Source organism: Streptomyces sp. NBC_00631 (assembly GCF_045206895.1).
Classification (GTDB): Bacteria; Actinomycetota; Actinomycetes; order Streptomycetales; family Streptomycetaceae; genus Streptomyces.
On sequence record NZ_CP107734.1, the window covers coordinates 10404044 to 10420669 of the forward strand.

At 69.9% G+C, this 16626-nt stretch carries 16 protein-coding genes and 5 pseudogenes; 6 read left to right on the forward strand and 15 right to left on the reverse strand.

Annotation, left to right across the window (positions count from 1 at the left end):
* Positions 1-7 precede the first annotated feature (7 nt).
* The 4 genes and pseudogenes from OHB00_RS46985 to OHB00_RS47000 all read right to left on the reverse strand — a co-directional run.
* Positions 8-184, reverse strand: a pseudogene (locus OHB00_RS46985) (transposase); the annotation flags it as partial.
* Between the two features lie 236 nt (positions 185-420).
* Positions 421-766 (reverse strand): annotated as a pseudogene (locus tag OHB00_RS46990) (ISAs1 family transposase); the annotation flags it as partial.
* Positions 767-771: 5 nt separating this feature from the next.
* Positions 772-890, reverse strand: a pseudogene (locus tag OHB00_RS46995) (ISAs1 family transposase); the annotation flags it as partial.
* 37 nt (positions 891-927) lie between these two features.
* Positions 928-2130 carry a DUF2207 family protein gene (locus OHB00_RS47000; protein ID WP_406444620.1) on the reverse strand — a complete coding sequence of 401 codons (1203 nt, stop codon included), beginning with the start codon at positions 2128-2130 and terminating at the stop codon, positions 928-930.
* Positions 2131-2550: 420 nt separating this feature from the next.
* Between OHB00_RS47000 and OHB00_RS47005 the strand changes: the two are divergent.
* A pseudogene (locus OHB00_RS47005) lies at positions 2551-3056 on the forward strand (transposase family protein); the annotation flags it as partial.
* Between the two features lie 15 nt (positions 3057-3071).
* Here OHB00_RS47005 and OHB00_RS47010 read toward each other — a convergent pair.
* Positions 3072-3926: an alpha/beta hydrolase gene (locus tag OHB00_RS47010; RefSeq protein ID WP_406444622.1), complete on the reverse strand. Its 855-nt coding sequence runs from the start codon at positions 3924-3926 to the stop codon at positions 3072-3074.
* 302 nt (positions 3927-4228) lie between these two features.
* Positions 4229-4737 (reverse strand): annotated as a pseudogene (locus OHB00_RS47015) (phosphate signaling complex PhoU family protein); the annotation flags it as partial.
* A gap of 538 nt (positions 4738-5275) precedes the next feature.
* Between OHB00_RS47015 and OHB00_RS47020 the strand changes: the two are divergent.
* Positions 5276-6556 (forward strand): threonine/serine exporter family protein, encoded by a 1281-nt coding sequence (locus tag OHB00_RS47020; RefSeq protein ID WP_406444624.1) that lies wholly within the window; start codon positions 5276-5278, stop codon positions 6554-6556.
* Between the two features lie 45 nt (positions 6557-6601).
* Positions 6602-7078 carry a recombinase family protein gene (locus OHB00_RS47025; RefSeq protein WP_406444626.1) on the forward strand — a complete coding sequence of 159 codons (477 nt, stop codon included), beginning with the start codon at positions 6602-6604 and terminating at the stop codon, positions 7076-7078.
* Between the two features lie 267 nt (positions 7079-7345).
* Here OHB00_RS47025 and OHB00_RS47030 read toward each other — a convergent pair whose 3' ends face one another.
* Both OHB00_RS47030 and OHB00_RS47035 read right to left on the reverse strand, forming a co-directional pair.
* Complete coding sequence (locus tag OHB00_RS47030) at positions 7346-7741, reverse strand: DUF2267 domain-containing protein (protein ID WP_406446304.1); 396 nt, start codon at positions 7739-7741, stop codon at positions 7346-7348.
* Positions 7742-7847: 106 nt separating this feature from the next.
* On the reverse strand, positions 7848-8279 hold the full coding sequence (locus OHB00_RS47035; protein ID WP_406444628.1) for an Hsp20/alpha crystallin family protein: 432 nt from the start codon (positions 8277-8279) through the stop codon (positions 7848-7850).
* Positions 8280-8406: 127 nt separating this feature from the next.
* Between OHB00_RS47035 and OHB00_RS47040 the strand changes: the two genes are divergently transcribed.
* The gene (locus tag OHB00_RS47040) at positions 8407-9066 is read left to right on the forward strand and encodes a type III effector protein (protein WP_406444630.1); all 660 of its coding nucleotides are present in this window, start codon (positions 8407-8409) and stop codon (positions 9064-9066) included.
* 32 nt (positions 9067-9098) lie between these two features.
* Here the strand turns inward: OHB00_RS47040 and OHB00_RS47045 are convergent, their stop codons facing one another.
* Both OHB00_RS47045 and OHB00_RS47050 read right to left on the reverse strand, forming a co-directional pair.
* Positions 9099-9473, reverse strand: a complete 375-nt coding sequence (locus OHB00_RS47045) for an ATP-binding protein (RefSeq protein WP_406444632.1) — start codon at positions 9471-9473, stop codon at positions 9099-9101.
* 794 nt (positions 9474-10267) lie between these two features.
* Complete coding sequence (locus tag OHB00_RS47050; protein WP_406444634.1) at positions 10268-10780, reverse strand: resolvase; 513 nt, start codon at positions 10778-10780, stop codon at positions 10268-10270.
* On the opposite strand from OHB00_RS47050, the gene OHB00_RS47055 reads away from it, so the two are divergent.
* A complete protein-coding gene (locus OHB00_RS47055) occupies positions 10779-11486 on the forward strand; it encodes an SDR family oxidoreductase (RefSeq protein WP_406444636.1) in 708 nt (235 codons plus the stop codon). The two genes, OHB00_RS47050 and OHB00_RS47055, sit on opposite strands and share 2 nt — an antisense overlap.
* Positions 11487-11520: 34 nt before the next feature.
* Here OHB00_RS47055 and OHB00_RS47060 read toward each other — a convergent pair whose 3' ends face one another.
* From OHB00_RS47060 to OHB00_RS47080, 5 genes are all read right to left on the reverse strand, one after another.
* Positions 11521-12357: an acyl-CoA dehydrogenase family protein gene (locus OHB00_RS47060; protein ID WP_406444637.1), complete on the reverse strand. Its 837-nt coding sequence runs from the start codon at positions 12355-12357 to the stop codon at positions 11521-11523.
* A 2-nt stretch (positions 12358-12359) separates the two neighbouring features.
* On the reverse strand, positions 12360-13463 hold the full coding sequence (locus tag OHB00_RS47065) for an acyl-CoA dehydrogenase family protein (protein WP_406444638.1): 1104 nt from the start codon (positions 13461-13463) through the stop codon (positions 12360-12362).
* The gene (locus tag OHB00_RS47070; protein WP_406444640.1) at positions 13460-13897 is read right to left on the reverse strand and encodes a nuclear transport factor 2 family protein; all 438 of its coding nucleotides are present in this window, start codon (positions 13895-13897) and stop codon (positions 13460-13462) included. Before OHB00_RS47070 ends, OHB00_RS47065 begins: the two co-directional genes overlap by 4 nt.
* Positions 13887-14459 (reverse strand): carboxymuconolactone decarboxylase family protein, encoded by a 573-nt coding sequence (locus tag OHB00_RS47075; RefSeq protein ID WP_406444642.1) that lies wholly within the window; start codon positions 14457-14459, stop codon positions 13887-13889. The genes OHB00_RS47070 and OHB00_RS47075 overlap by 11 nt, the downstream gene beginning before the upstream one ends.
* Positions 14460-14568: 109 nt before the next feature.
* Positions 14569-15033 (reverse strand): pyridoxamine 5'-phosphate oxidase family protein, encoded by a 465-nt coding sequence (locus tag OHB00_RS47080; RefSeq protein ID WP_406444643.1) that lies wholly within the window; start codon positions 15031-15033, stop codon positions 14569-14571.
* Between the two features lie 134 nt (positions 15034-15167).
* On the opposite strand from OHB00_RS47080, the gene OHB00_RS47085 reads away from it, so the two are divergent.
* A complete protein-coding gene (locus OHB00_RS47085; RefSeq protein WP_406444645.1) occupies positions 15168-16622 on the forward strand; it encodes an aldehyde dehydrogenase family protein in 1455 nt (484 codons plus the stop codon).
* The last annotated feature ends 4 nt before the right edge of the window (positions 16623-16626 follow it).

Here is a 16626-nt window from a genome sequence, read left to right on the forward strand (position 1 = left end):
GAGACGCCAGCACGGTGCCGGACTTCGCGGCCAGCTTGTCGAAGACCTCCCGAGGCCTCGGCTCGCTGTTGGGCAGCTGCTTGTCGAAGACCTTCTTCCCGGCCGGGGTGAGCCCATGGCCGTGATGAGCGGTCTTGCCGACGTCCAGGCCGAGGAACACCCCCACGTCGTCGGTGTCGAACATCGCGACCTTCCAGGAGAGTTGAACGTGCCGGCCTCGGCAGTGGTGTCGTACGCGCGCATCCACGTTATGCAGACCTGCCGCCCGCGAGCTGTCCGGCATTGCGCCGGACCGAGCGGTGGCCGGACCTCTGACTCATCAGCGTCTCCGACGGCACCTCCCGGGCCCGGTGACACCACCCCCCAGGTCATCCGTTCGACAGGCAGGGCCCCGGCGTTTGCCTGACTCGTCCGGTTTGATCATGTGATGCCGTAGAGAGTGAGGACGCGGGGGCGGTCGGTGTGGGTTCGGCGTCCGGCGGCGGTGTTGACGTATCCGGCGAGCTTGAGTGCGCTGCGGATCAGGTCGCGGACGGCAGCGAGTACGGGGCGCATTGTGGGTTCTGACCTGCGACTTGTCCTTTCGGAAGACAACATCTCGGACCCGGTGGACGGTGTTTTCCACCGCACAGTGCCCGCGAACCCAAGACGCGATCTCGGACGCGTTCGCTTCTTCGGCGGTCAGGTCCGTGATGGCGTAGACGGTCTCGCTGGACCACTTCTTCGCTCCGCAGAGGCGGCGACGGCGCCGGATCCGCAGGACCTGATGTTCTTCCAGGGCAGGGCATGGAGTTGGCGGGCTGGCTGCGCTGGTTGTTCTTGATGGTCAGCAGGTAGTGGGCGCCGCGTTCGTGCAGGTAGGTGGCGTGGTCTCGTTGGGCGTGGAGGGGCATCGGCCGCATCCGTGCCGGAGAGCGGATCTGATCGTCAGTCGGTCCGCGACACGGCCTCGACCACACTGATCTGATGGATCTTGCGCCGACGCGGGCTGCAGTGGACATCGACGACGTCCCCCACCCGGAACCGGTCCTTGAGCTCCGGGTTCGCTTCGCGTGAGAACATCGGCCGGCTCCACTGGTCGACCTCGAAGGACCAGGCTTTCCGCGTCGCCGGGTCCTCGATGGAGCAGCAGTAGTGCGTGACATCCGTGTGCGGGTCGGCGTGGTGAGTGTCGTAGTCCCAGCGCGAGATGACGGCACCCCGAAAGCTCGACTCGTCGGGAACCGCCAGGACACGACGGCGGGCCGGCAGCCACAGGCCCCACAGCAGTACGCCGGTGAGCACCGGAGCGGTGTCCCATTCCCAGCCGAAGGGCGGGCGTGCGGTCAGGGTCACCACGACCACGGCGACGAAGGCGGCGCACACGGTCACGGCCAGCACCATGAACTGCCACAGGTGTCCCCAGCGCGGGGTATCCAGCGGCCCGGCGTCCACGACGTGCCACGATCTGCCGTACGAGGACCAGATCCGCCGCGGCTCGCGTACGGGAAGCGCCGATTCGGGACCAGCCGCTCCCACCTGGCGTTTGGGCAGCCGATGCTCTCCAGCGCGGTCGTGGGTCCGCCACTCGCGCGCGGCCTGCCGTCCGGCGGCCGTCAACCTGGGCCCGGACCCGAGCGGGACGTCTGACAGCCGCACCAGCCCCAACAGGCTGAGCACGAGGACCACTTTGAGAATGATCCGCATCCAGTCGGGACTCCACGACACGCCGGCCCACAGGGCGCCGAACCAGGCCGCGAGGGCCGCACCCCGATACAGCAGCGTCACGTACTTGTTCCGGGCCGGCCGTATGAGGCCAAGGGCCGTCGTCTCGTCACGGACACTGTTCTGAAAGCCGCGCCACCACACCCAGAACTCGTCGCCGTCGCCCGGCCCGAGGGCGCCTATCGGCACGCGGTCGACACCGCTTCGGCAGCGCCGACGGATGCGTTCGACCACCAGTTCCTCGACGGGCCGCAGCGGTGCCGAGTCGGCGGTACGCGGGACTATCCGCACGGTCACCGTACCGTCGGCTTTCTGTTCACCCTGTAGCCGGCCCGTGCGGACCATCTCCAGGGCGGTGGTCTCGATGCCCTTCGGGGTTGTCTCCCCGTCTCCCAGAAGCAGGTTCACCACATCCGCGGTCAGCATTCGATATTTCATACGCACCCCTGAAATGTGACCGAGACGACTGTAGATGCTCTTGGGGATCACCGCATCGGGGAAATCACGTAGCCGAGGCACCGTCGAAGCTGGGTGTCCAAGCTAAGAAACACGGGGCGTAACGGGCATGCGCGAACCGCAACCAGAGTCCGGGCCGAACTGCAATCGGTTTTGTCGAGACAGCCGCATGACCCCAGCAGCTTCACCGAGTTCAGAAACAGGCAGTCAGCTTGTTCTTTTTCTTCCGGGCTCGGACAACGTCTCGAACGGGGTCACTCCAGGGCCCGGGCGTTTGCCCGGCTCACCCTGTCTTGGGCAGGTTGATCTCGATGGCGAGCCCCAGAAGCACATGAACACGGCACCTGCGGATCATGGAGTGCTCTACGCTTCAAGATCCACGAAGGTGCCGTGTTCGTCCCTCCATCATCTCCTGTCGCCGTTCTCGCGCCTCACGCACCCCGACTGGAGGCCCTCGGTGAGGCTGCCGCACAGGTCCAAGTCCGTTGTCTGGTTGCCGAGTTCGAGTCGGTCACCGACCCGCGAGGGGCTTGCGGGGTGCTACCGGATCTCCTCGCTGCTGGCCCTGGTGGTCTGCGCGATGACTGCGGCGGGCCACGACTCGATCACCGCCGCGGCGGAGTGGTGCCGGCGTGCCACGCCGCAGGAGCTTGCGGCCTTTGGCCTGCCTTATCACCCGTTACTGGGCCGCTACCGCGTCCCGAGCGAGAAGATCCTGCGCAGCGCCCTGGGGCGTCTGGATCCCGGTGAGATCAGCGCGGCCGGCTACGACTACCTCCGGCCCCTGCTGTCCACACAAGCCCCCTCGGCCGGATCCGGTGATGCCCGACGGCGGAACCGAGCACGAACAGCTTGTGGGCCTTGATCCGGGACGGCCGCCTCTACGAAGTCGCCGCGCCCCAACCCACCGGTTAGTCCGGGTGATCGTCCGACCGCCACAGCCAGCGCAGGGCATCGGGAAGCAGGACCCCGCCGTGATTGGGGCTGTGGCCGCCATCGCCCAGAACAAGGCGGAAGTCGTAGCCGGCTTCCGCGAGCGCGGCCGCGACGCGCAGGTTGTGGGCGAGCCAGTTTGCCTCGGGCTCGTTCCAGCGCAGGTCACGATGGCCCGCTTGCATGAAGATGCGCAGCGGCTTGCGGGGGACACCGGAGATGAGTTCGGGGTATGGGTTGCCGCCTGGCATCTGCGTGAAGCTGGACAAGTACCCGATCACCCGGCGGAATTTGTCCGGGCGCAGCCACGCCGCGGTAAAGGAGCAGTTCCCGCCGCTACTGCCACCGCAGACGCCCCACCGGTCGGGGTCCTCAGCGATCGAGTAGCGCCTCGTGACCTCAGGGATGATCTCTGTCAGGAGAAAGCTGACGTACCGGTCGTCGTAGGCGTCGTACTCGGTATTGCGGTTCTTCGGATCCTCGGCATCTGGAAAGACGCCCGGGTCGACGAACACGCCGATGGAGACCGGGATGTCACCGCGGTGGACGAGATTGTCCAGAACGATCGCGCCGCGGACCTCCCCTTCAGGGTCCAGGTACCACCATCCGTCCTGGAACACCATCAGCGACGCCGGCTCCGCGGGGTCGTACCGCGCGGGCACATGCACCCAGAACTTCCGTGACGTTCCCGGGTAGATCGCGCTGTCGCTCCAGTCGAACTCGATCGTCTCGCCTGCGGGTACGCCTGGCTGCACGGCGGAGTCGGGGCCATGGGCATAGCGCACGTCTGACTGGTGAACCGGAAGCGGCTGGTAGGGCACCTCGATCGTCACGCGGGTCAACCTAGGAGAGATCACGAACGGTCTCAAACGGGTTTACGACTGCCCCACACGGCTTGACTTCTCCATTGGGAAGCCATTCGGGTCCAGGATTCCGGGCCTGCGGTGACCGCGCCACGACTCAGACGGTCGGCACCATTCCGGCGGTGCACGGGATGGCTGAGGGCGGGCTGTAGTGCCCGCGTCTGAACCGGGCGGGCCCCGACGGCATCGGCGCCTGCGGTCATCCGGCGGCGCGCCGATCGTCGGGAGCGGGCGTTACCAGCCGGGGCGGCCGTAGCCTGGAAACGCGGAGGTCACAGGAACAGTGATGTGGTCCGGGCCTCCGCCGGTGAGCCCGGCCGCTCGTGAGTCGGCCGGGTATACCTACGTCGCGAGCGCCCCGGGATGGGCCAGGCGATGGTGGGCGGTTCGGTGAGCAGGTCGTCCGCCTGCTCACCGGTGACGAGGAAGACCACACGCCGGGGTGCCGCTACAGCGTGATCGCCGAAGCGTTCGTCATAGCGGCCGATGAGCGTGGCATCCACGGCTGTCTCGACCCCGTGGTGCCACCGGTCGTCATGAGGTGCTGGAAGATCGCACGGTGCAGTTCGTCCATGCGGTCGTCGTCCCGTTCCATCTGAAGCGCCGCGTCGAGGTCGCGGGTGATGAGCACTTCCGCGGTCTGGGCCATCAGACGCTGCGCGAGCTGGCCCATTGCCAGGATCGTGCGGCGCAAGTCGCGCGGAATCGCCCGTTCGGGATGGCGCAGCCGGGCCAGCTTGGCCACGTGCTGGGCGAGATCTCCTGACCGTTCGAGATCGCGCTCATACGCAGTATCCGGCACTACCAAGGGCAGCGACTTCGAGTGTCGGGGTGCGACTGGGGCGCTCAGCCGTACTGCGCTGCCGGGGGCGCGCCAAGCCGACGCGGTCCACCGCCGGTCAAGCCATTCAGCTGCACAAGACATCACCCGTTCGGCCTACACGGGCCTCGTCTCCATGTGCGGCGTCCCCCGTTCGGCCGCACGGTGGATGTGGCCGGCTTGCCGCCAAGCAACAGCCGTGATCGCTAGTTCGCGGGGAGGCGCCTTGATCGTGATAGCTCTGCTCGGCCCGGTGGTGCCGCTTCTCATGCTGTTCGGGCTACCCGTCCTGGAAGACCGCCTGTTCCCGCCATCACTGCCTCTGCCAGAACAGGTGGACCCGGAACATGTTGATTCTGACTGATGCTCCCGCCCAGGAACGGACCGCCGATGGGCAGTGCAGTTCTCTCCCCCGAACTACCGATTGAAGCCGTAAGGGACTCCGACGCCTTTCGCGCCCTGCACCCTGGGGTTCCCGGCGCCGGCAGAGGAGACGGACATGGGGCATGCGGCCGCCGGCCTGGACGATCTGACCGGCTTCCTGGCCCGCCTGACCGCCTTGATGCTGCGTTCTTCCGGCGAGGGCGCCTACTCCATCGAGCGGGCTGTGAGCACCAGCGCCCAGGCCTTCGGGGGCCAGGCGTCGGTAGTCCTCGTGCCCGAAGCGGCCGTGCTCTCGATCGCTGCGGCCGACGGCCGTATCCGTACTGTCTGCGTGCACGGCTTGCCGGAGGTGATCCGGCTCGACCAAGCCGCGGCGCTCAAGCCCTTCCTGGCCGACGTGAAGACGGGCCGGCCCGGGGTAGCCGAGGCCGACCGCAGGCTGGCACGCATCGAGGCCGCATCGCCGCCGTACCCCTGGTGGCTGAAGTTCCTCGGCGTCCTGCTGTTCTCCCTGGGCTTCGCCCCGCTGGTCCAGCCCACCTGGTACGAGATCACCACCACAGCCGTCCTGGGCGCGATCGCCGCGGCGCTTGTGGTCGCCTCCGTTCATGCACCGCGACTGTCCAAAATCCTCCCCTTGGTGGCCTCGGCCATCGTCTCCGTCGTCACCATCGAGGTGTTCACTGACGGTCCGGCACACGGCGGCCCGGTCCTGCTGATGCTCCCGGCGCTGTTCTACTTCGTTCCCGGAGACTTCCTGAGCGCATCGGCCACCGAGCTGGCCGTCGGCCTCATCACCACCGGTGCGATCCGGTTCGTCTACTCCATATTCCTGCTCGTCCAGCTTTACCTCGGCGTCCTGATGGGCGTATTCGTCACCGGCACCCCCCTCAACGCCCTCTTCGACACCGCCGCCCACGCCGACCTGCCCAAGTGGGCGCTGGTCCTGGGCGGGATCGTCTTCACCGCCGGCACGGTCCTGGCCTTCGCGATCCCCCATCGCTTCTTTGGGACTCTCCTCGTGCTGGTCTATGCCACCGTCGGGGTGCAGTCACTGTTCACCGAGCTGATCCGGGAGACCGGCGGCACATTCGTCGCTGCCGCGGTGCTGGCCGCCGCAGCCAATCTGCTTGACCGCAACCCTGGCCGCCCACCCCGGTTGATCCTCATCCTTCCCGGCTTCTTCACCCTGACCGTCGGCTCACTGGGCCTGCGCGGCCTGACCACCCTGGCCGGCGGTTACGTCATCGAAGGCCTCCAAGACCTGCAGAAACTCATCACGATCGTCACCGCCATCGCCATCGGACTGGTCGTCGGTATGGCACTCACGCATGCCCCGGCCACAACGCGACCCACTTCTTCCAACGCTCCATCGATGCCTCAGCGACCGCCCTGACGGTCCTGCGCCCCCAAGCTGCCACCAAATGACATGTAGCCGTGCGTGACGGCGGTCGCGCTCACGGCGGGCAGTTCCCGCCGCACCCGGGCCGGGAAGACCGCGACGAAGTACCACACCGCCCGCTTCATCCTCGTCTCCGCGCTCCGTGAGGAACTCGAAGTCCTCGTGCCCGAGGACCGGGGGCCGGGACGCACCTGGAAGCCGGGTCCGCCCGTCGAGGCTCTGCCTGCCGCCGAGGCGTCCGAGCCGATCCGGATCGGGTACGCGCGATGCTCGACCGCGCAGCAGGAACTCGCCTCCCAGCTCGACGCGCTCGGGCCGGTCTGCAAGCGGATCTTCTCCGAGAAGACCATCACCCGGGTGAAGACACGGCCGGAGCTTCGGAAGGCGCTGAAGCTGGCGTACGACATCAAGGAGGCCGCCCCGGCCGGGAGGTCATCCTCACCGTCCACGAGCTCAACGCACGACGTCGTGGCGGCGCCGCTGGCGAAGGCCCGACACGAAGGGGAGGGCGCGTGATCCCGCTGCCACCGCACCGTACGAAGGGGCCGGACGTGCTCGGCGCCACCCCCTGCGCAGCCCGTCGGGCCGTTCGGGCGCTGGCGCGAGCCCGGCGGGGACGAGGGCCAGGACGAGCCCGACGAGAAACATCCGGCCGGAAACCGGCGGTAGGCCGCCCGGCCCGCCGGGACAAGATCCATCTCGGCGTAGGCATCACTGCGGTCGTTGCCCTTTCTGTCGCCGAAGGTCGTGGTGCCTGTGCGGGGACGCCGGGGGTGTGGGTGGTCAGGCGGGCTGGGGGCGGCCGAAGAGGAGGTCGTAGCCGACGGGGAGCTGGAGCAGGATCTGGCTCAGCAGGTCGTCGCCGGCCGCGTCGGCGACCGTGCTGAGGACGGCGCTGACGTCCCAGGCGGCGGTCTGCTCGGTGGCCCCTTCGATCCAGGCGGCGGTCGCGCGCAGGAACCGCTCCGGTGGCAGGGGCTCTCTGCTTTGCAGCGGGTTGAGGAGGATCAGGGCGAAGTCTTCCGGCAGGCGCGCGGCCAGCTCGGCGCGTACCTCGCCGACCAGGTGCGCGCCGAGCAGGGCGAGCACCACGCGGGCCGCGCGTTCTGCTTCTGGCAGGCTGTCGTACTCGCCGCGTTCCCTCACATGTTCCAGGAACGCTTCCCATCGCAGGGTCACGTCCATCGCCACCCTTCTTCGAGTCCGTCCCGTCGGGTGCGGAGGACGGGGTGAGGGGGAGATCAGGTGCCCGTCCTCCGCCGCCGCTGGGCCCGCATCGTCCGGCTCAGCCGGAGATCTCCTTGCGGTCGGCTCCCGAGCCGATGGAGATCTTGCGGGGCTTGGCGCGCTCGGCGATCGGGATGCGCAGGGTGAGCACTCCGGCGTCGTAGTCGGCCTTGATCTGCTCGGTGTCCAGCGTGTCCGCGAGCACCACCTGGCGGGAGAAGACGCCCAGCGGCCGCTCGGAGAGTTCCATCTGCACGTCGTCGCCCTTGGCCACGGGCCGGCGTTCGGCCTTGACGGTCAGCACGTTGCGTTCGACGTCGATGTCGATCGCGTCCGCGCTGACACCGGGGAGGTCGAAAGCCACCACGTACTCGTGACCCTCGCGGTAGGCATCCATCGCCATCGCGGACGGCCGCGACCAGGTGCCCGGGCCCATCAGCTGCTGGGCCAGCCGGTCGAGCTCACGGAAGGGGTCGGTGCGCATCAACATCGAAAACACCTCCAGAAGGTTCGGGCAGTTGCTGCCAATGCGCCTCACTGAAACCGTTGTAACATGTCGTCCAATGGATGACAAACAAGAGCGTCGTCAGAAAGATGACAGCACGAGGGAGGTGCCCGTGACAGCAGCCGACCAGCCGACCCCTTCCAGCCCTGGCGCTCAGAGACCGGCATCGTTTCTCGCCGCCGCGGCGGCCCTGCACGCCATCGACGACGCCCTGCGCGCCGCCCGGCACGAGGCCCCCGGCTCCCCCCAAGCCCCCGACGCCGGCCCTGAGCAGGCCCTGGCCTCCCTGCTGCTACTGCGGCAGGTGCGCGAGCAGCTCGCCGGATGGGAAACCGGCCTGATCGAAACCGCCCGCCACGCAGGCGCCAGCTGGGCCGACCTCGCCCACCCCCTCGGCGTCGCCAGCCGCCAGGCCGCCGAGCGCCGCTACCTGCGGGGCCGGCCCGGGCCCGCAGGCACCACCGGCGAACAACGCGTCCAGGCCACCCGCGAACACCGCGCCGCCGAACGCAGCGCCGCCACCTGGGCCCGCCGCAACGCCGCCGACCTGCGCCGCATCGCCGGCCAGATCGCCGCCCTCACCGACCTTCCGGCCGCCGCGCGTTCCCCGCTCAGGCAGCTGAACGCGGCCCTCGCCGACGACGACCCCGCCGCCCTCATCCGCCCCCTGGGTGCCGCCCGCCCCCACCTGACCGCCACCCACCCCGGCCTCGCCGCCCGGCTCGACGCCCTTGCGGACTCCGCCAGAGCCGCAGATGCCGCCCCCGGCTGACCGAGGTACAGCTCCATGTGCGACGTCGGCACTCACGCGGCAGGCGGGCATGGACGGTTTTGTCCCGCCCGAGGCCAGGAGCCGTGGTCGCCTCGCTCGTAAGGCGGCGGACCATGGGCCCCCCGAACCCCCGGCGCCACCGTTGAGGTCGGGGGCGCGTTCCCCCGGGGTGACGGACTGAGGTCGGTGGCGGCGACGTGCACCGCGTCGGCGGTGGCGCCGAGTTGGAGGGTGTAGCGGCCGCCGCCGTGGCGCAGGGCGTTGGTGGCGAGTTCGGAGACCACGAGAGCGAGGGTTTGCGCCGTCTCGGAGGCCGGAGGCGGACCCTGGCCGTCGACGAAGGCGCGGGCGACGTCACGGACGCGAGCGACACCGGCGGGGCTGCCGATGGTGTCGCCCTCAACCACGGCAGGGGCCCTGGGGCCTGCGCGCGTGTCGTCTCCATGCCGGTCAAGCGCTGTCACCCCCTGGATCGGTTGTGCCTCCAGGCTCAGCACGGCCCGCCGAGCCAGGAAGCAACCCGGGACAGCACTCTTTCGGGCGTACCTGAAGCAAGTGCCAGCGCATCAGTTGTGGAGAAAACCTGTCGTCGCCGTAGTAGACATTGGTTCGTCACGGAGCTACTATCGTGGTCGTAGCCAGGAAGTCGAAGTGGGCACGGCAGACACGAACTGCCATGCCGGCAGGTCAAGCAGGAGACGGCCCGAGAGGGCCGTGAGCACTACCCGCGGTATCCAGCAGTACATCCGAGTAACCGGAGGTAAGGAGCGAGACGCCATCAGGATCGCCCGGGTGAGGAAGAAAGTCCGCCCGGGTACCGCAGGCCCCGGATTGGAAGGTGGTCCCCGGTCACGCATCCGCGATCCCCGCAGCCCCGCCCTCCCAGGCGGAACCTGCGGACAAAACAGGCCGGCGCAGCTCGCCGGTAGATGGTGTTGCAAGCTCGGGGCCCGGGTGCCAGTACGGCACCCGGGCCCCCCGATGCGTCCTCGGAAGAAGAGGTCTACGCCCCCTGTCGCATGCCGCCCCGCCGACCACCTCGACGATGACGGCTACCCCGCCTACACCATGCCTCCTCGTGATGACGGCGGGCACGTTTGTCGGAACCCGCCGCTTCAGCCGTGCCGCGACGGCTGAGACCGCAGCGGGATCACGGGCCGCCGTGTGCTGAGACCATGTAGGGCACGGTCAAAGCCGGTGATCACGGTCCGGCCGGTGTGAGCGCGCTGACGCGGTTCTCGTACTCGCGGCGGGCCTTGCACTGGGCCGGGACCGCGGGGGTGCCGTGGCCGCCGTCGAGCGGCCGGCAGCAGGCGAGGAGTCCGAGGTGCACGGCGGGCACGGCGCTGACGCGCACGGTGTAGCCCTGGCCACGTCGTACGGTCACCCCTTGGTCGAGCGCATCCCGCTCGGCGGGGTCCAGTTCGGAGGCGCGGAGGAAATCGGCGACCTTGCCCGGCATGTCGAGGGTGGCCGGGAGCTCCGGCGCAGGGGAGTCCTCCTCGATGGCGGCGTGGTCGGGCAGGAGGTCGGCGACGGCCGTACGGATCGCGCCGCGGCTGACGCCGTGGTCGCGGGCGGGGCGGCGATGGACCGGTAACAGCCGATTCAGCCCCAGTAAGCCCAGGTCAGAGAGGTGCTTCGGTAGTACTGGCAGTCCCAGGAAGAAGGGTCTGCTGGCTGACCCGGCGGCCGGGGCGCAGGGTGGAGGCATGACGACAACACTGATCACCGGAGCCAACAAGGGCATCGGGTACGAAACCGCCCGCCAGCTCGTCGCGGCAGGTCACACCGTGTACGTAGGAGCCCGGGACGCCGAGCGCGGACGCCGGGCCGCCAAGGAGCTGGGCGCCCGGTTCGTCCTGCTCGACGTCACCGACGACGCCTCCGTGGAGGCCGCGGCCAAGACCGTCGCGGCCGACGGCGGGCTCGACGTCCTGATCAACAACGCCGGGATCGAGAGCAGGACCCCGGACAACAGCGTGCCCACGGCCGAGACCGTCACCGCCGACCTGATGCGCAACACCTTCGAGACCAACGTCTTCGGTGTCGTGCGCGTCCTGCACGCCTTCCTGCCCCTGCTGCAGCGTTCGGCCGCGCCGGTCGTGGTCAACGTCAGCAGCGGCCTGGCCTCGCTGACGGCCCTGTCCGACCCCGACCACCCCGCCCACTTCTACCCGGGCATCGCGTACCCGACCTCCAAGACGGCGGTCAACATGCTCACCGTGCAGTTCGCCAAGGCGTTCCCGGCCATGCGGATCAACTCCGTCGAGCCCGGCTTCACCAAGACGGACCTGAACGGCAACACGGGCACGCAGACCGTCGAGCAGGGCGCCGAGATCATCGTGCGGATGGCGCGGATCGGCCCGGACGGACCGACCGGCGGCTACTTCGACGTCAACGGACGGCTGCCCTGGTGAGTCACGGACCCACCGAGGCCTGCGCCCCGGTGAGTCACAGCTGAACCAGCCGGGGCGCGGTGCCCTTCGCCCGTACCAGCGCCCCGGCCTCGCGCGTCAGCTCCCGCGCGCTGCCCAGGAGCCCGTCCAGGACGATGGCCCGGCGGACGTGCCGGTGCAGTGGGTGCTCGGCGGTGAACCCGATCCCGCCGAGCACCTGCTGGCAGTGCCGGGCCGCGGTCAGCGCCGCCTGCCCGGCCGCCGCCTTGGCGAGCAGCGACCCCAGGTCGTCCCCGGCCGCAGAGAGGGCGGCCTCGGCGCCCTCCAGGGCGACCAGGGTCTCCGCGAGCCGGTGCCGTACCGCCTGGAAGGCGGCGAGCGGACGGCCGAACTGGACCCGGTCCAGCGCATGCGTCCGGGCGAGCCCCAGCATGGCGTGGCCGCTGCCGAGCAGCCACCAGCCGACCGCCCGCCGGCCCGCCGCGAGCGGTACGGACGCCCCGGTGGAGTCCGGCCGCAGCGGCAGTTCCAGGGCCGGCTCGCGGCCGTCCGCCGGCACCGGTCGCAGCGGCAGGTCCTCGTCGAGTGTCCGGCCCGTGGCAGCCGCACCTCGCTCCCACACCACCCATGAACCGCCGGTGTACGGCAGCCGCGCGGTGCCGCCGCCCGGCCGCCCGGCGGCCGCGAGCACCACGTCGTTCAGCACCGCGGCGTGCCCGCCCGTCTCGCCCAGCAGCCGGAACACCGTCGGTACCGCCACCTCCGGGAACTCGGCCAGGAGTTCGGCCCAGCCCAGCCCGGCCAGAGCGGCGTCGAGGGCGGCGCCGGAGGCCGTGCTCGTCATCGTCTTGCGCAGGGTCTGCGCGAGCAGCTCCACCTCGGCGTTGTCCACGGTCACTCCCTCCCCAGGTCCAGGAGCCGGCGGGCGATGATGTTGCGCTGGATCTCGGCGGTGCCGCCGTAGATGGTGGCCGCCTTCGCGTAGAGGTACTCCGACCGCCAGGGCGTCTCGGTCAGTTCCAGGACCCCCGGCAGCAAGTCCCGTACCGTCTCCAGGAGTTGCTGCTCGGCGGTGGCCAGCAGCACCTTGTCGACCGAGGTCTCCGGGCCGAGCCGGTCCCCGTCCGCGAGCCGGCGCTGCGTCCCGTGGGAGCGGCAGCGCACGGTGTGCAGGGCGAGGTAGGCGGCGCCGAGGGCCGCGTCGTCCGGGACCTCGGTCTCGGCGAGCAGGCGGTCGAGACGGGTGTAGAGGTGGGCGACACGGTGCCAGAAGCAGGTGGAGCGCTCGTGCGGAAGCAGGTCCATCGCCAGGCGCCAGCCGTCGCCGGGGCGGCCCAGCATCCGGTCGGCGGGCACGGTCACGTCGTCGAAGAAGACCTCGGCGAACTCGTCGACGCCGTGCATCGTGCGCAGCGGCCGCACGGTGATGCCGGGGGTGTCCATGTCGACGAAGAACGCGGTGACGCCCTCGTGGCCGGGGGCGGTGCGGGTGAGCAGGACACAGCGGGCCGCGTACTGGGCGAGGCTCGTCCACACCTTCTGGCCGTTGACCACCCAGGTGCCGTCGTCCCGTCGTACGGCCCGGGTGGTGAGGGAGGCCAGGTCGCTGCCCGAGCCCGGCTCGGAGAAGCCCTGGCACCACTGCTCCCGGCCGCTGAGCAGCAACGGGACCATGTCCGCGGCCAGTTCGGGACGGGCGTACGAGACGAGGGTCGGGGTGAGGACCTCGACCATGGCGTAGATGCCGGGCTCCGCGAGTCCCCGGGTCGCCACCTCCTCGCCGAGCACCGCCCGGAGCACCGCGGGCCCGCCGAGGCCACCCACCTCCCGCGGCCAGCCGTACCGCATCCAGCCCGCGTCGAACAGGGCCCGGCGCACCCGCGCCAGCTGGGCGACCTGGGCGTCGAAGGAGTGGTCGGGGCCGGGGGAGAGGTCGTTGCCGTCGAGCCAGGCCCGCAGGGCCGTGCGGAAGTCCGCCGCCGTGGTGAAGGCGCTCATCCGACCGGGCGCTGATACGCGTGCGGGCGCCCCGAGTCGTGCGCGCCGCTGCGGCGGATGAAGGTCATCGCCCGGGTGCGCAGCCGCCAGCCCTCGGCGGTGCGCAGGTAGGTGTCCTGGTAGTAACCGATGCGCAGGTCGTGGGTGGAGTGGTCGACGAAGCACAGTGGCTGGGTGCCGGTCGCCGTGTCGCCCGACAGCTCCACGGCGGGTGTACCGGTGAGGAACAGCCCCTTGGGGGCGGCCGCGACCAGCGCCGGGAACTCCGCGAGGGGGTACGTGTCGCCGAACGCGCTGTAGGTGCCGTCCGGCGTGAAGACCGCGAGCAGCCCGTCGATGTCGCCGCGGGTGATGGTCACCGCGTAACGGGCGAGGAGCTGCTGGATCTCCACGAGGTCTTCGGTGGGGTCGGCGGTGGTGTGGTCAGTGGTCACGGGCCCGCCTCCTTTCCGCACGCTCGCGCGCGTCGTGTTCGGGACGGATGCCGAAGGTGTTGAAGGCCATCGCCATGAGGGCGTAGGTCCCCACCGTGAACACCAGGTCCATCAGCTGGCGTTCGTCGAGGTGCTCGGCGAGGGCGGCCCAGGTGCGGTCCGAGACGTCGGAGCCCTCTTCCAACTCGTCCACGGCGTCAAGAACCGCCCTCTCCAGCGGGTCGGCGGCCTTGCCCTGTCCGGCCGCCTCGACCTCTGCCTCGGTCAGGCCGGCCTGCTGGGCGGCATAGAAGTGGTGCGTCCACTCGTACGCGCAGTCGCGGCGCCTGGCGATCCGCAGGATGACCAGCTCGCGCAGCCGGGCCGGCAGGGTCGAGCCGACCAGGAGGTAGGTGCTGTACGGGAGGAAGGCCGCGGTGAGGTCCGGATGCCGTACGAGCGTGGACATCGCGTTGCCCGCCGCCGCGGCGTTGCGCATGCTCCGGGGCAGCAGGGCGGAGAGCACCTCGCGAGCGCGGTCGTCCCACTGGTCGTCCGGCAACGGAGGCAGGCGAGGCGGCATGCGGGCTCCCTCGGGCACAGGATCTGTGAAATTGCGATCTTGAATCGCGAGAATGCTATTCTCAATTCTGAGTTTCAGATTTCCACCCTGTGTGGCCCCGCGTCAACCGTCATGCGCGCAGCTTGCCGAAGTCCCAGCTGACGATCCGCTCCGGGAGCAGCCGCAGCCAGCCGTGCCGGCCGTCGTGCCGGAAGGGTCCGCCGCTCATGTACTTGTCCGCGAAGAGGCGCTCCGGATCTGTGAGTTCGGCCACCTGTCCGCCCTTGCGGGGGGTCTCGCCGACGACCTCGGCCCGGCCCAGCAGCTCGACCCCGCGCAGCCGCAGGAAGTCGAAGCCGCCGTCGTCGACCAGCACACTGCACCGCGGGTCGCGGTCGAGGTCGGTCCAGCGCTGGCTGCGCGTGAGCGAGTTGAGCCAGAGTGCCGTTCCGTCCCAGACGAACCAGAGGGCGCCGTTGTGCGGATGGCCGCCCGGGCCGACGGTCGCCACCCGGCAGACGGGCTGGGTGCGGAGAAAGGTGTCCCGCTCCCCTGCGGTCATGGCGATCGCGGTCCCCCTGCGCTGACCGGGCATGATTCCTCCCACTCTCTCGTGAATGCCTAATTCTCCTGCTCGACAGGTTGCTTCTCATCTAGCGAGAAGCTACTTTCCACCGCAGGCAGGGCCGTGGCAACAGGACCTGTGACGCCCAGAAGAGATGGGGAGCCGTGAGTCTTTTCCATGAGGACCGGCTGTTGATCGACGGAGATCTCGTTCCCGCGGGACGCAGCTTCGAGACCGTCGATCCGTCCACCGGGAAGGTGCTGGGGACGGCATCCGAGGCGGACGCCGGCCACGTCGAGGCGGCCGTCGCCGCCGCCCGCCGGGCGTTCGACACGACCGGCTGGATGCGCGACCGCGACCTGCGGCTGCGCTGCCTCCGCCAGCTCCACGACGCGCTGCACGCGCACCGCGAGGAGCTGCGCGACCTGACCATCGCCGAGGTGGGCGCTCCCCGCGCCCTCACTCACGGACCCCAGCTCGACGAACCGATCGAGATGGTCAGGTACTACGCGGACCTGCTGGAGCGCTACGAGTTCCGGGAAGAGCTCGGCACCGTGGAGAGCCGGGGACGCCAGCACCGCCGCTGGGTGGAGAAGGAGGCCGCCGGAGTCGTCGCGGCCATCCTGCCGTACAACTTCCCCAACCAGCTGGCTCTCGCCAAGCTCGCCCCCGCGCTCGCCGCCGGCTGCACCGTCGTACTCAAGGGCGCCCCCGACACCCCGTGGACGACCCTCACGCTCGGCCGGCTCATCGCCGAGGAGACCGACATCCCCGCGGGTGTCGTCAACGTCCTGACCTCGTCCGGCCCCGAAGCGGGCGAGCTGCTCACCACGCACCCCGGCGTCGACATGATCACCTTCACCGGGTCCACCCCGGTCGGCAAGGCCATCATGTCCGCCGCCTCCGCCACCCTGAAACGGGTCTTCCTGGAGCTCGGCGGCAAGTCCGCGATGATCGTGCTCGACGACGCCGACTTCGCCAACGCCGCGATGTTCGCGGCCTTCAGCATCTGCTCCCACGCCGGCCAGGGCTGCGCACTCAACTCACGCCTGCTCGTCCCGCGCGAGCGGCACGACGAGATCGTCTCCCTGGTCGCCGCCATGCTCGGCAAGGTCCGCTACGGCGACCCGGCCGACCCGGCGACCCACATGGGCCCCCTGATCAGCGAGAAGCAGCGCGCCAAGGTGCACGGCATGGTCGAGCGGGCCGTCGCCGCCGGCGCCCGCCTGGTGACCGGCGGCCGCCCCGCCGACCGCGAGGGATTCTTCTACGAGCCCACCCTGCTCGCCGACGTCGACCCGGCAGCCGAGATCGCCCAGGAGGAGGTCTTCGGACCGGTGCTCGCCGTCATCGCCTACGACGACGAGGACGACGCCGTCCGGATCGCCGACGGCACGGTGTTCGGCCTGTCCGGCGCGGTGCTCGCCGCCGACGACGAGCGGGCCACCGCGGTGGCCCGGCGGATCCGCAGTGGCACGTTCAGCATCAACGGCGGCAACTACTTCGCCGCCGACGCCCCGTTCGGGGGCTTCAAACAGTCCGGCATCGGCCGGGAGATGGGTGTTGCGGGACTGGAGGAGTTCCTAGAGCTCAAGACCTTCGCCGTGCCGGCCGGTTGACCGT